Source organism: Blastomonas sp. RAC04, assembly GCF_001713435.1.
Classification (GTDB): Bacteria; Pseudomonadota; Alphaproteobacteria; order Sphingomonadales; family Sphingomonadaceae; genus Blastomonas; species Blastomonas fulva.
On sequence record NZ_CP016460.1, the window covers coordinates 1,615,360 to 1,628,553 of the forward strand.

14 protein-coding genes are annotated in these 13,194 nt (G+C 64.1%); 9 read left to right on the forward strand and 5 right to left on the reverse strand.

The annotated features are described in order from the left end of the window. Positions 1 to 27: 27 nt before the first annotated feature. Positions 28 to 1,758: a methyl-accepting chemotaxis protein gene (locus tag BSY18_RS08585; protein WP_171900194.1), complete on the reverse strand. Its 1,731-nt coding sequence runs from the start codon at positions 1,756 to 1,758 to the stop codon at positions 28 to 30. A 283-nt stretch (positions 1,759 to 2,041) separates the two neighbouring features. Here BSY18_RS08585 and BSY18_RS08590 point away from each other — a divergent pair, with 283 nt between their 5' ends. The 5 genes from BSY18_RS08590 (at position 2,042) to BSY18_RS08610 (ending at position 6,918) form a co-directional block, all read left to right on the forward strand. Continuing rightward, complete coding sequence (locus tag BSY18_RS08590) at positions 2,042 to 2,596, forward strand: F0F1 ATP synthase subunit delta (RefSeq protein ID WP_054134675.1); 555 nt, start codon at positions 2,042 to 2,044, stop codon at positions 2,594 to 2,596. A gap of 7 nt (positions 2,597 to 2,603) precedes the next feature. Beyond that, on the forward strand, positions 2,604 to 4,133 hold the full coding sequence (atpA, locus tag BSY18_RS08595) for a F0F1 ATP synthase subunit alpha (RefSeq protein WP_054134676.1): 1,530 nt from the start codon (positions 2,604 to 2,606) through the stop codon (positions 4,131 to 4,133). Between the two features lie 119 nt (positions 4,134 to 4,252). Beyond that, positions 4,253 to 5,128, forward strand: a complete 876-nt coding sequence (locus BSY18_RS08600; protein WP_069050315.1) for a F0F1 ATP synthase subunit gamma — start codon at positions 4,253 to 4,255, stop codon at positions 5,126 to 5,128. Between the two features lie 38 nt (positions 5,129 to 5,166). Beyond that, the gene (gene atpD, locus BSY18_RS08605) at positions 5,167 to 6,609 is read left to right on the forward strand and encodes a F0F1 ATP synthase subunit beta (protein ID WP_054134678.1); all 1,443 of its coding nucleotides are present in this window, start codon (positions 5,167 to 5,169) and stop codon (positions 6,607 to 6,609) included. A gap of 51 nt (positions 6,610 to 6,660) precedes the next feature. Beyond that, a complete protein-coding gene (locus BSY18_RS08610; protein ID WP_069050316.1) occupies positions 6,661 to 6,918 on the forward strand; it encodes an ATP synthase F1 subunit epsilon in 258 nt (85 codons plus the stop codon). Between the two features lie 84 nt (positions 6,919 to 7,002). On the opposite strand, the gene BSY18_RS08615 is transcribed toward BSY18_RS08610, so the two are convergent. Beyond that, positions 7,003 to 7,809: an SDR family oxidoreductase gene (locus tag BSY18_RS08615; protein WP_069050317.1), complete on the reverse strand. Its 807-nt coding sequence runs from the start codon at positions 7,807 to 7,809 to the stop codon at positions 7,003 to 7,005. A 148-nt stretch (positions 7,810 to 7,957) separates the two neighbouring features. On the opposite strand from BSY18_RS08615, the gene BSY18_RS08620 reads away from it, so the two are divergent. The 3 genes from BSY18_RS08620 to BSY18_RS08630 are packed head-to-tail and all read left to right on the forward strand — an operon-like array spanning position 7,958 to position 10,847. After that, a complete protein-coding gene (locus BSY18_RS08620) occupies positions 7,958 to 8,770 on the forward strand; it encodes an ATP-binding cassette domain-containing protein (protein WP_069050318.1) in 813 nt (270 codons plus the stop codon). Then, entirely contained in the window at positions 8,767 to 10,311 is a 1,545-nt protein-coding gene (locus tag BSY18_RS08625; RefSeq protein WP_069050319.1) for an ABC transporter permease/substrate-binding protein, read from the forward strand. Before BSY18_RS08620 ends, BSY18_RS08625 begins: the two co-directional genes overlap by 4 nt. Then, complete coding sequence (locus BSY18_RS08630; protein WP_069050320.1) at positions 10,308 to 10,847, forward strand: hypothetical protein; 540 nt, start codon at positions 10,308 to 10,310, stop codon at positions 10,845 to 10,847. Before BSY18_RS08625 ends, BSY18_RS08630 begins: the two co-directional genes overlap by 4 nt. Before the next feature lie 7 nt (positions 10,848 to 10,854). Here BSY18_RS08630 and BSY18_RS08635 read toward each other — a convergent pair whose 3' ends face one another. Both BSY18_RS08635 and BSY18_RS08640 read right to left on the reverse strand, forming a co-directional pair. Then, positions 10,855 to 11,361: a hypothetical protein gene (locus BSY18_RS08635; protein WP_069050321.1), complete on the reverse strand. Its 507-nt coding sequence runs from the start codon at positions 11,359 to 11,361 to the stop codon at positions 10,855 to 10,857. Between the two features lie 13 nt (positions 11,362 to 11,374). After that, entirely contained in the window at positions 11,375 to 11,992 is a 618-nt protein-coding gene (locus tag BSY18_RS08640; protein WP_069050322.1) for a DNA-3-methyladenine glycosylase family protein, read from the reverse strand. Between the two features lie 106 nt (positions 11,993 to 12,098). Here BSY18_RS08640 and BSY18_RS08645 point away from each other — a divergent pair, with 106 nt between their 5' ends. Continuing rightward, positions 12,099 to 12,416 (forward strand): 2Fe-2S iron-sulfur cluster-binding protein, encoded by a 318-nt coding sequence (locus BSY18_RS08645; RefSeq protein ID WP_054134686.1) that lies wholly within the window; start codon positions 12,099 to 12,101, stop codon positions 12,414 to 12,416. On the opposite strand, the gene BSY18_RS08650 is transcribed toward BSY18_RS08645, so the two are convergent. Beyond that, complete coding sequence (locus BSY18_RS08650; protein WP_069050323.1) at positions 12,417 to 13,193, reverse strand: competence/damage-inducible protein A; 777 nt, start codon at positions 13,191 to 13,193, stop codon at positions 12,417 to 12,419. It lies immediately after the preceding gene. Position 13,194: the final 1 nt, after the last annotated feature.

Consider the following 13,194-nt stretch of genomic DNA (forward strand, 5'->3'; position numbering starts at 1 on the left):
CGGATCATGCGGTCAAAGCCGCAATCGTCAGGCCGAGCGGACTGCTTGCGCCAGCTGCTGCATCTGCGCGCGCAGCTCCTGCGACTGGCGCGCGACGTCCTCGGCGGTCTGGCTGAGCGCATCGGCAGACAGGTTGGCGCGGGAGGATTTCTCCTTGAGCTCGGTCATCTGTGCCAGCACTTGCTGGCTGCCGCCCTGCACCACGCGGATCGCGTTGAGGATGTCGCTGCTGGCACGGTGCTGATCGGAAACCGCCTGGTCTATGCGGTCGGCATTGTGGCGGATCGTGGCGACATGGCCGTCGACAGTGACGATGGTGCCGGAGACCTCGCGGGTCATGCTGGCGATGCTGCCCAGCCGTTGCTCGACCGATGCCGCGGCATGCTGGGTCTGGTTTGCAAGGTTCTTGACCTCCTGCGCCACAACCGCAAAGCCCCGGCCCGCCTCGCCCGCGCGCGCGGCCTCGATCGTGGCGTTGAGCGCCAGCAGATTGGTCTGCTTGGCGATATGGGTGATCAGCGAGAGAATGTCCGAAATCTCGCCTGCGACTGCATGCAATTGGTCTGCCGTATCGCGGCTCGACTGGCTGGCGTTGTGCGCATCATAGATGTTGCGCGTGCTGTCGGCGACCAGCTCGCGCACCTCGCCGCCGGTCTGCTGAAGCCTGCGGCCATGGGTGTCGATGGCCTGCATCGATTGCGCCGCCTGATTCGCGTTGTCGGCGATGAACATGCTGTAGTCCTGCGCCTGCGCCGCGTTGCGCTTCATCATCTGCGCACCCTCTCGCATGCCGACGGCGGCCTGCGCGAGATTATCCGACAGTTCAGACAGCCGCGCCTCGTGGCTGGCGAAAAGCCGATCGAGCTCGAGCGCGCGCCGTGCGCGTTCCTGCTGGCGATCGATCTGCTCGCGCTGCAGCTGCAGCTGCGCCGCCTGGCGGTCTTTCTCAGCCTTGAGCGCACGGTCCGCCTTGGCGTGCGAGCGGTGGATGGCACGCGCGATGGCACCTATCTCGTCGCGGCGCCGCAGTCCCAGATCGCGCACCGTCACCGCATCGCGATTTTCGGGCAGCGCATATTGCCCCAGCTCGGTCAGCGGCAGCAGGAAGTCGCGATTGGTGTAGCGCACGCACCAGTGGACGAAAAACCCTCCGGCCAGCACGAGCAGCGCGGAGAACGCCAGCGCGATGACATAGACGCTTCGCAGAAAGCCCAGCTGCTGCACCGCGCGCTGGCGCATGACGTCGATCGCGTTCTGGCTGGTGATCAACATCGGGTCGAGCCCGCGGTGCAGATCGTTGGAGATGAAATAGTCCATCTCCTCGATCGCCTCGTTTTCGAGCAACCGGCGCAACTTGGCCTTCGCCGCATCGGCGGTCGCGCGGCTGTGGCGCAGCTCTGTCATCTGCGGCTTGAACTCGGTGGCAAAGTCGCTTGCCTCGAGCTTGTTCCAGTTGCGGTTGATCTTGCGCTCCAGCGCATCGAGCGCGCTCACCCCGCTGGCAGGCGGCATCACCCCCGATTCCACCTTGCTCGATATCGCCAGCGATTCCCGATAGCCGTCGATCACCGCCTGCATCCGCACCGTCGGCTGGATTCGCCCTGAAATCAGGTGGCTGGTGGTGTACTGCGTCATCGCGACAACGCCGATCGCGCCGACGGCGAGCAGCGCCATCAGGCCCAGCATCACCGTCAGCCCCAGGCGCACCTTGGCATGAACGCTCAGCCCGGCCAGCCGGTGGAGCATATCCCTGCGCATGCTGACGATTTTCGACATAGATCCGGGCGGTTCCGTTGAATGCGTGGCGACACTTCGCGTGATATGTAAAATGCCCGATCGGTCCCAAGATTTGGTAAACGACGCTTTCATCAAATTGTCGCAAACCACCAAAATTGCGGCGCCGCCAGCTTTGGCCAGCGATGTTTGTCCCCGTCTTGCAATGCAACATGATGAGTGCTAACCGCCGCGCCGACAGGTGGGGAGGTCAGACCTTTCCAACCAAGCCTGCAACAATAACATCACGGCAAGGGAAAGCATTCGCGTGGACATTTCCGGCGGGATACAGGCCAGTCTGGCGGGGCGTTATGCCTCCGCTCTCTTTTCGCTGGCCCGCGACGACAAGCAGCTTGCCGACGTGGAGGCGAGCGTTGCGACGCTGCGCGCCGCACTCAACGAATCGCCCGATTTCGCGGCCATGACCAAAAGCCAGACGATCAGCCGCGGCGCCGCCGAAAAGGTGGTGGAAGCGCTGAGCACGACGCTCAAGCTCGACACCATGACAGGCAACCTTCTGGGCGTGCTCGCCCACAACCGCCGTCTGGGTCAGCTGTCCAACATTCTGGCCGCCTTCGACACGCTGGTCGCCGCGCACCGGGGTGAAGTGACCGCCGAAGTCACCTCCGCCTTTCCGCTTACGGAAACGCAGATCGACGAAATCCGCAAGCAGCTGAAAGACCGCGCCGGTCACAGCATCAAGATCACCGCCAAGGTCGATCCGTCCATCCTGGGCGGCCTGATTGTCCGCATGGGCAGCCAGATGATCGACTCCAGCATCAAGACTCGTCTCAACACGCTCAGCCAAGCGATGAAAGGCTAACATTCTCATGGACATTCGTGCCGCAGAAATCTCCAAGGTTATCAAGGATCAGATCGCCAATTTTGGCACGGATGCGCAAGTATCCGAAGTCGGAAGCGTGCTCAGCGTCGGCGACGGTATCGCCCGCATCCACGGTCTGGACAACGTCCAGGCCGGCGAAATGGTCGAGTTCTCGAACGGCGTGCAGGGCATGGCGCTCAACCTCGAAGCCGACAATGTCGGCGTCGTGATCTTCGGCTCGGACTCCGAGATCAAGGAAGGCGATGTCGTCAAGCGCACCGGCACCATCGTTGACGTCCCCGTCGGCAAGGGCCTGCTCGGCCGCGTGGTCGATGGCTTGGGCAACCCGATCGATGGCAAGGGCCCGATCGTCGCCGAAAAGCGCATGCGCGTCGAAACCAAGGCGCCGGGCATCATCCCGCGTACCTCGGTGCACGAACCCGTGCAGACCGGCCTCAAGGCGATCGACGCGCTCGTTCCCGTCGGCCGCGGCCAGCGCGAACTGATCATCGGTGACCGTCAGACCGGCAAGACCGCCGTCGCAATCGACACCTTCATCAACCAGAAGCAGGCCAATGCCGGCACCGATGAAGGCAAGAAGCTGTACTGCATCTATGTCGCGATCGGCCAGAAGCGTTCGACGGTTGCGCAAATCGTCCGCCAGCTCGAAGAATCGGGCGCGATGGAATACACCATCGTCGTCGCCGCGACCGCTTCGGAGCCCGCTCCGCTGCAGTTCCTTGCACCGTACACCGGCTGCACCATGGGCGAATATTTCCGCGATAACGGCATGCACGCCCTGATCGTGTATGACGATCTGTCGAAGCAGGCTGTTGCCTATCGCCAGATGTCGCTGCTGCTGCGTCGTCCTCCGGGCCGCGAAGCATATCCGGGCGACGTGTTCTATCTGCACTCACGTCTGCTGGAACGCGCCGCAAAGATGAACTCGGACAATGGCTCGGGTTCGCTGACCGCACTGCCGATCATCGAAACCCAGGCGGGCGACGTGTCCGCTTACATTCCGACCAACGTGATCTCGATCACCGACGGCCAGATCTTCCTCGAAACCAACCTGTTCTATCAGGGCATCCGTCCGGCCATCAACGTGGGTCTGTCGGTGTCGCGCGTGGGGTCTGCGGCGCAGACCAAGGCGATGAAGAAGGTTTCGGGCTCGATCAAGCTGGAGCTGGCGCAGTATCGCGAAATGGCTGCGTTCGCGCAGTTCGGTTCGGACCTCGACGCCTCGACCCAGAAGCTGCTCAACCGTGGTGCGCGTCTGACCGAGCTGCTCAAGCAGGCCCAGTACAGCCCGCTGCCGTTCGAAGAGCAGACCGCGTCGATCTATGCCGGCACCAACGGCTATCTCGACAGCATCCCGGTCAACCGGGTCAATGAATATGAAGCCGCAATGCTCAGCTTCCTGCGCACCGATCACGCCGACCTGCTCGGCACGATCCGTGACACCAAGGATCTGGGCGACGATGCCAAGGCCAGCCTGAAGGCTGCGCTCGACGCATTCGCCAAGACGTTTGCATAAACTGCTGGTCCCCTGCGCAGGCAGGGGCCCATCTCCCGCCGGTGGCGCGAGGTGAAACGGCAGGAGATGGCCCCCCGCCTTCGCGGGGGAGACCGAACAGGGTTTGAAGTTAGGACACCATGGCCAGTCTGAAAGAACTCAAGGGCCGGATCGCCTCGGTCAAGTCGACCCAGAAGATCACGAAGGCCAAGCAGATGGTGGCATCCGCTAAGCTGCGCAAGGCACAGGCGGCGGCGGAAGCCGCGCGTCCCTATGCCGAGCGGCTGGAGCGCGTGATGGCATCGCTGGGTTCCAAGATCGCGATCAGCGATTCCAGCCCCCGGCTGCTGGCAGGCACGGGCAAGGATCAGATTCACCTGATCGTCGTCGCCTCGTCGGACCGCGGTCTGTGTGGAGCGTTCAACGCCAACATCGTCAAGGCCGCCCGCATCAAGGCGCGTGAGCTCGAAGCGGCTGGCAAGACCGTGCGCTTCTACCTGGTGGGTCGCAAGGGCCGTGCGGTCATCGTGCGCGAGTATCCCAAGCAGATCGACCGCTATTTCGATACGACCGCGCTCAAGAACCAGGGCTTCGTCGAAGCTCAGGAGATCGCGGCCGAGCTGATCGCGATGTACGAACGCGGCGAGTTCGATGTCGCGCACCTGTTCTATTCCAAGTTCCGCTCGGCGCTGGTGCAGGAACCCATCGGCAAGCAGATCATTCCCGTCGCGATCCCCGCAGGGGGTGCTGCGGCATCGGATGCTGCGATGGAATACGAGCCCGACGAGGAGGAAATTCTCGCCGAGCTGCTGCCACGCAACGTCACGACGCAGATCTTCGGCGCGCTGCTCGAAAACGCGGCATCCGAACAGGGTGCCTCGATGACCGCGATGGACAATGCGACCCGCAACGCGGGCGAGCTGATCAATGACCTCACGATCGTTTACAACCGCACCCGGCAGGCGGCGATCACCACCGAGCTCATCGAAATCATTGCCGGTGCCGAAGCACTGTGATTCAAACAGTTACATCTTGATTCGAGTAGGAAATATTTATGGCAATCACCAATAATGTGGGCAAGATCAGCCAGATCATCGGCGCTGTCGTCGATGTGACCTTTGAAGACAATCTGCCCGCCATTCTGAACGCGCTGGTCACCGACAACAACGGCAACCGGCTGGTGCTCGAGGTTGCGCAGCACCTCGGCGAAAACACCGTCCGCACCATCGCGATGGACGGCACCGACGGCCTGACCCGCGGCCAGGAAGTTACCGACACCGGTGCGCAGATCACGATGCCGGTCGGCCCCGAAACGCTCGGCCGCATCCTCAACGTCGTGGGCGAGCCCATTGACGAGCGTGGCCCGGTCAACGCCAAGAACTTCGCGCCGATCCACGCAAAGGCTCCCGATTTCGTCGATCAGTCGACCGAAACCGCCATTCTGGTGACCGGCATCAAGGTGATCGATCTGATCGCGCCTTATGCCAAGGGCGGCAAGATCGGCCTGTTCGGCGGTGCCGGCGTGGGCAAGACCGTTCTCATTCAGGAACTGATCAACAACATCGCCAAGGGCCATGGCGGCACCTCGGTGTTCGCAGGCGTGGGTGAACGCACCCGCGAAGGCAACGATCTGTACCACGAATTCCTCGACGCAGGCGTTATCGCCAAGGATGCCGACGGTAACCCGACCAGCGAAGGTTCCAAGGTTGCGCTGGTGTTCGGCCAGATGAACGAGCCTCCGGGTGCGCGCGCTCGCGTCGCTCTCTCGGGCCTGACCATCGCGGAATATTTCCGCGACCAGGAAGGCCAGGACGTGCTGTTCTTCGTCGACAACATCTTCCGCTTCACCCAGGCGGGTTCGGAAGTGTCGGCGCTGCTCGGCCGTATTCCTTCGGCAGTGGGCTATCAGCCGACCCTGTCGACCGACATGGGCGCGCTGCAGGAACGCATCACCTCGACCAACAAGGGTTCGATCACCTCGGTTCAGGCCATCTACGTTCCCGCAGATGACTTGACCGACCCTGCCCCTGCCACCTCGTTCGCTCACTTGGATGCGACCACCACGCTGAACCGCGCAATCTCCGAGCTGGGCATCTACCCCGCCGTGGATCCGCTCGATTCGACCAGCCGCGTGCTGACCGCAGCCGTCGTCGGCCAGGAGCATTACGACACCGCCCGCCGCGTCCAGGAAACCCTGCAGAAGTACAAGTCGCTGCAGGACATCATCGCCATTCTGGGGATGGACGAGCTGTCGGAAGAGGACAAGCTCACCGTCGCCCGCGCGCGCAAGATCCAGAAGTTCCTGTCGCAGCCTTTCCACGTGGCAGAAGTGTTCACCGGCATCCCCGGCAAGTTCGTTGCCATCGAAGACACCGTGCGTTCGTTCAAGGCTGTGGTGGACGGTGAATACGATCACCTTCCCGAAGCAGCCTTCTACATGGTCGGCGGCATCGACGAAGCGGTCGAAAAGGCCAAGACGCTCGCAGAAGCGGCTTAATCTGATACATTGCCCTCTCCCCAACGGGAGAGGGCATCGAGGAATTTTTGAATGGCACTGCAGTTTGAACTCGTAACCCCTGAACGGCTGGTCCGCTCCGAAGCGGTGCACATGGTTGTCGTGCCCGGCAGCGAGGGCGAGTTCGGCGTGCTCGAAGGCCATGCGCCGCTGATGTCGACCGTGCGCGACGGGCTGGTCTCGATCTACAAGACCGAAGGGTCGCAGCCCGAAACCATCGCCGTCGAAGGCGGTTTTGCCGAAGTCAACGAAAAGGGTCTGACGATCCTTGCTGAGCGCGTTTCGGCCTGATCCAGCCGCTTTGGCTGATCAACAGTTTCAGGGCGGCCGATGCACAGCGCATCGGCCGCCCTTTTCGTGTCTGGAATCGGCAGATCAGCTTTCGGCGCGCTTGCGCGCCATGATGCCGCCGCGCTTGCGGATCGAGCCAGGCATCCATTTCGCCGCAAAGGCGAGCTTTTTGGCGGTGGGTCCGACATAGCTGTGGACGTTCCTGGGATCGTGCACCGCGGCCCACGCCGCTTCCGCCACGATCGCCACCGGCGCGATCTCGAGCCCTGCCGCCGTCACGCTGTCACGGCTGGACTGGTTGGTCCGCGCGACCGGTCCGTCAAGCAGCGGCGTGTCGATGAAGCTGGGCAGCAGTGCGCGCACGCGGATGTTGTCCGGGCCCCATTCGATATCGAGCGCCTCGGACAGGCCGCGCACCGCGAACTTGGTCGCCGAATAGACAGACAGTCCGGCCGAGCCGTAGATGCCCGACGCGGACGAGGTGTTGAGCAGGCACGATCCGGGAGTGGCCTTCAGATATCTGTGGCCGATATGCGCGCCATAGACGACGCCCTTAAAGTTGATGTCGACCAGCTTCTCGATATCGTCCTCGCTGTGCTCCTCGAGCAGCCCGCCGATGCCCACCCCGGCATTGTTGAACAGCACATGGAGCTTGCCATCGCTGGCCTCGGTGAAGGCCTCCAGCGCTGCGGTCCACTGCTGCCGGCTGCGCACGTCGAGCATGTAAGTCGCCGCCATGCCGGCAGGCAGCATCGCGGCGGTTTCTTCCATGCCCTTCATGTTGACATCGGCAAGCCCGACGAACCATCCGCGCTGCGCGAAATACTTCGCCACCTCGCGCCCGATGCCCGACGCGCCGCCGGTGATGAAGATGTACTTGGTGTCGGTCATAGTTCAGGCTTCCCTAATCCTGGTGCCCCGTTCTCCGAGTTCCCGAGGACAAACGGATGAGGTGTTTCGAGCTCAACGCTAAGCCGCCCCCCACCCTCGCGCAAGTGGCTAGCCAGCGCCGGTTTGTGCCGCCTATAAGCATCTCTGCATGGCGACCTCACCCTCATTCTCCCGGCCTGCCACCGCGCGCGGCCCTGCCGTAGCGTTCGAGGGCGTCGGCAAGGCCTATGGCGGCACGGTCGCCATCGCTGGCGTCGATGCGAGAATTTCGCCCGGCACCTTCGTCGCCATTGTCGGATCGTCGGGATCGGGCAAATCGACGCTGCTGAAGACGGTCAACCGGCTGATCGAGCCCGATCATGGCAGCGTGCGAATCGACGGCGCGGACGTGGCCGCGCAGGAGCTGCACCAACTGCGCCGCTCGATCGGCTATGTCTTCCAGAACATCGGCCTGTTTCCGCACATGACCGTCGCGCAGAACATCGGTATCGGCTCGCGGCTCGCCTCGGGCAAACCGCTGGCGGACGACCGCGTTACCGCGCTGCTCGATCTGGTCGACCTGCCGCGCGATTTCGCCACCCGGCTGCCCGAGCAACTGTCCGGCGGCCAGCAGCAGCGCGTCGGGGTCGCGCGCGCGCTGGCAGGCGCTCCGGGGCTGATGCTGATGGACGAACCGTTCGGCGCGCTCGACCCTGTGACGCGCGAGACGCTGGGCGAGCAGTATCGCGCGCTGCACGAGCAGCTGGGGCTGACCACGATCATGGTCACCCACGACATGGCCGAGGCGCTGCTGTTTGCCGACCGCATCTGGGTGATGGCGAGCGGGCGGATCGTCGCGGACGCCACGCCTGCGCAGCTGATCGCGGGCCGCTGCGGGCCGGAGGCCGAGGCTTTGGTCGCAGTGCCGAGGCTACAGGCAGAACGGATCACCGCGATGCGGGCGGCGGGGCCCGCCGCATGAACCAGGACTGGCCGCGCATCCTCGATTTGCTCGCCCAGCATGTGCAGCTGAGCTTTGCCGCGCTGGGGCTGGCGCTGATGATCGCACTGCCGCTGGGAATCGCGTCCGCGCGCAGCCGCACCGTCGCAGGCGTGACGCTGGGCTTTGCCAGCCTGATCCAGACGATCCCCGCGCTCGCGCTGCTTGCGCTGTTCTTTCCGCTGCTGCTCGCGCTTTCGGCGGTGTTCGGCGATGCGATCTCCCCTCTGGGCTTTCTGCCCTCGCTGCTGGCGCTGACGCTCTATGCGCTGCTGCCGATCCTGCGCAACGCGGTGACCGGGCTGCGCTCGGTCGAGCCGGCGATGGTCGAGGCAGCGGACGGCGTGGGCATGACCGCGCTGCAGAAACTGTGGCTGGTCGAAGCTCCCCTCGCCTCCCCCACCATCATGGCGGGGGTGCGCACCGCTGCGGTCTGGACCATCGGCGCAGCGACGCTTTCGACCACCGTGGGCCAGCCCAGCCTGGGCGATCTCATCTTTGCCGGGCTGCAGACCCAGAACTGGTCTTTGGTGCTCGCGGGATGCTTGGCAGCGGCGGGGTTGGCGATCAGTGTCGATCTACTGCTCGGGCTGATCGAGAGCGGTATCCGCTGGCGCAAGCACCTGCGCATCTGGCTGGCGGGAATCGCGCTCGCTTTGGGACTGGGTGCGGCTCTGTGGCCCGCGCCGCAGGCCGACCGTCCGGTGGTCACCATCGGCGCCAAGCGCTTCTCCGAACAATATGTTCTCGCACGGCTGATCGGGCGGCGGCTGGAGGCGGCGGGCTATGCGGTGCGATACCGCGAAGGCCTGGGCAGCGCGGTGGTGTTCCGCGCGCTCGCCAGCGACGAGGTGCAGGTCTATGTCGATTATGCCGGCACCATCTGGACCAACGAGATGCAGCGGCAGGACCCCGAGCCGCGGGCCCAGATGATCGCGGAGATCGCGCGCTGGGCCAAGGCGCAGCATGGCGTGCAGCTGGTCGGGCCATTGGGCTTCGAAAACACCTATGCCTTTGCCGTGCGCCCCGATGACGCGAGGCGGCTGCGCCTTCGTTCGCTCGACGATGTGGTGCGCGTTGCGCCGCAGTTCGTGTTCGGCACCGATGTCGAGTTTCTCGAGCGGCCCGAATGGCAGATGGTCCAGGCCGCCTATCCGCTGCGCTTCAAAGGCCGGCGGGCGTTCGAGCCGACCTTCATGTACCGCGCGCTCTCGCTGGGCGAGGCGGATATCATTTCGGCGTTTTCGTCCGACGGACGGATCGCCGCCAACGGCTTTGTCGTGCTCGATGATCCCAAGGGCGCAATCCCCTCGTATGACGCCATCCTGATGGTCAGCCGCTCAGCCGCCCGCGACGCACGGCTGGTCGAGGCACTCAAACCGCTTGTCGGCGCAATCCCGGTGGAAAAAATGCGTGAGGCCAATTATCGCGTCGACAGGGACGACAACAAGCAAAGCCCGGCTGATTCGGCAGCCTGGCTCGACGGGGCGCTGGCTGCGCCTGCACAAGGGAAGACTCGATGATGCTCAAGCGCCTGCTGCTGACCTTTCTGATCGCCCCGATGATGCTGTGGGCCAATGCCGCCCATGCCAGCGTCACCATCACCTTCTACAGCCACGAACTGGGCAGCCAGTTTCCCCATGCCTTTGCAACACTCAAGGGCAAGGTCGATTCCACCGGAGAGAGCGTGGACACCAATGTCGGCTTCACCGCCACCAGCACCGGCCCCAGCATCCTGTTCGGCTGGGTCCAGGGCGAGATCAGCCATGCCAAGCCCAAGTATATCGCCAGTTCCAACCCGCATTTCACCTATGAACTGACCGATGCCGAATATCGCGCGGTGATGGCGGTGACCGAAAAGTGGCGCAACAAGAAGCAGAAGAGCTACAACCTCAACACCGCCAATTGCGTGCACTTCATCGCGGAAGTTGCGACGGCTGCGGGGTTGAGGATCAACTCCAAGAGCAAGTTCTTCAAGAAGCCGACCAGCTTCCTCAAGGAAGTCACCACGTTGAGCCGCGAGCGGCTCGCCAGCGGGCGTATCCTGTTCAAGGGCTGATCGGCGCTCAGCCGCGCACCCGGCGCGCGCATATCCGCATCACGGTGGCGCCGTGGACCGCCATCCCGGCGACCACCAGATCGAGCGCTTCGAGCCGCCCGGCGCCGGCAAATCGCTCTGCCGCAGCCCATAGGAACAATCCGGCTATTCCCACCCAGAACGCCATGCTGGCGGTTTCGCCCAGGATCTGGCGCACAAACGGATCGCGATTGCCGTAGAGCCGCCAGATCAGGAACGCCTGGATGACGACCAGCGCAGCGACGAGTGCCATCGCTGCCTCGCCCGCCAGCCCAATGGATGGCCCTGCCGATACCAGCACCGTGGCGGCAGCCGAGAGGAACAGTACCATCCCCTGCCCCCGCAGCGCCCTTTTGGCAGCGGGAAACTGGCCATGATCGACAGTGCTTCCCATCCACTTTTGCAGCAAGCGCTCCTGCGATGCGGTGACGAAGGTCAGCACCCCGACCAGCGCAAGCGCCAGTCCCAGAGCCAGACCGCCAAGATGGGCCTGCATCGCCGCCGCGTCCTCAGAGAGCCGGGTTGTTATAGCAGTACCAGGTGAGGATCGCGATCGCACCGCGATGCGGCGACCAGGGCTCGGCCAGGGCGCGGGTCAGCTTTTCGGATGGCCGTTCGTCGAGCGCCAGTATGCGCCCGATCCCCGCCTGCACCGCCAGATCGCCTGCGGGCCAGATATCTGGGCGTCCTTCAGCGAACAGCAGATAGATTTCCGCGGACCAGCGCCCGATGCCCTTGATCCGCACCAGCTCGGCAATCGCCTCCTCGTCGTCGGCGGGCAGGTTTTCCAGATCGAGCGCGCCGGTGACCACCAGTTCGGCGAGCGAGCGGGCATAGCCCTGCTTCTGCCGTGACATGCCGCAGGCGCGCAAGGCATCGAAATCTGCCGCGATCAGCGCATCGGGGGCGCAGCCCTCGCCCAGCGCCGCCTCGAGCTTGTTCCACACCGACGCCGCCGATGCCACGCTGACCTGCTGGCCGACGATGGTGCGCAGCAAGGTGGTATAGCCGCGCGATCGGATGCGGGGTTCGGGATAGCCCGCTATCTCCAGCGCACGCGCGATCGCGGGCTCGCGGGCGGCAACGGTATCGAGCCCGTGGCTCAGTTGCTCGGCGGTCAATCCCATAACTGCAGTTCCTCTCGCATCCGCCGCTTGCATTCGCGCGCCCGGTTGATCATAGCAGCGACGTTTGCGGGGGCCATAGCCTGGCTCATTATCTTGGGGAGTTTCCATGCCAAAGCTGATTGTCGTCAACCGTGCAGGCGAAGAGAGCACCATCGAGGCCGATACCGGACTGTCCGTGATGGAAGCGATCCGCGACAATGGCTTTGACGAACTGCTCGCATTGTGCGGCGGCTGCTGCTCGTGCGCGACCTGCCATGTGCACGTCGATGCAGAATGGACCGACAAGCTTCCCCCGGTCAGCGCCGATGAGGACGACCTGCTCGACAGCTCGGATCATCGCAACGCCACCTCGCGCTTGTCGTGCCAGATCCAGATGACGGCCGCATTGGACGGCCTCAAGGTCGCGATCGCGCCTGAAGATTGATCATATCCCGCCGGGCGTGACCTCGCGCCCGGTGGCTTCCAGCGCGGACACCAGCGCCCCGGCGCAGGCGTCCAACTGGCCCTGATCGGTGGAGCGGATGACGAAATTCGCGCCCACCCTGCCCTCGCGGAAAAACGGATAGCTGCCGATCTGGCAGCCTTCATGCGCGCGCTCGGTGGCGCCCAGCATGTCTGCGACTTCGCTTTCCGCCACCCAGCAGCCCAGGGTCGCCGACAGCAGCGGCAATCCGCCCTCCAGCGTCCCGGTCAGCGCGTCAAGCATGCCTGCGGTGATGTGCGGCACGCCCGCCATCAGGAACAGGTTGCCAATGCGGATGCCCGGTGCACCCGACATGCGGTTTTCAATCAGCGCCGCGCCATCGGGCACCCGCGCCATCCGCAGCCGTCCTTCGGTCAGGCCACCGCGTGTCGCATAATAGCCATCGAGGATCGCCCGCGCGACCGGATGGATCACGACATCGACGCCCAGCGCCTGCGCGATCGCATCCACCGTGATGTCATCGTGCGTCGGGCCGATGCCGCCGGTGGTGAACAGATAGTCGTTGCGCGCGCGCAGCAGGTTCACCGCCTCGACGATCGCATTCATGTCATCGGCGATCACCCGCACCTCTTTCAGCCGGATGCCCTGCACGTTCAGCCAGGTCGCGACCTGCGCGACATTCTTGTCCTGGGTGCGACCGGAGAGGATTTCATCGCCGATGACGATCAGCGCGGCGGTCCAGATACGGGGGCTTGATGCGGGTGCGTCTGCTGTCATG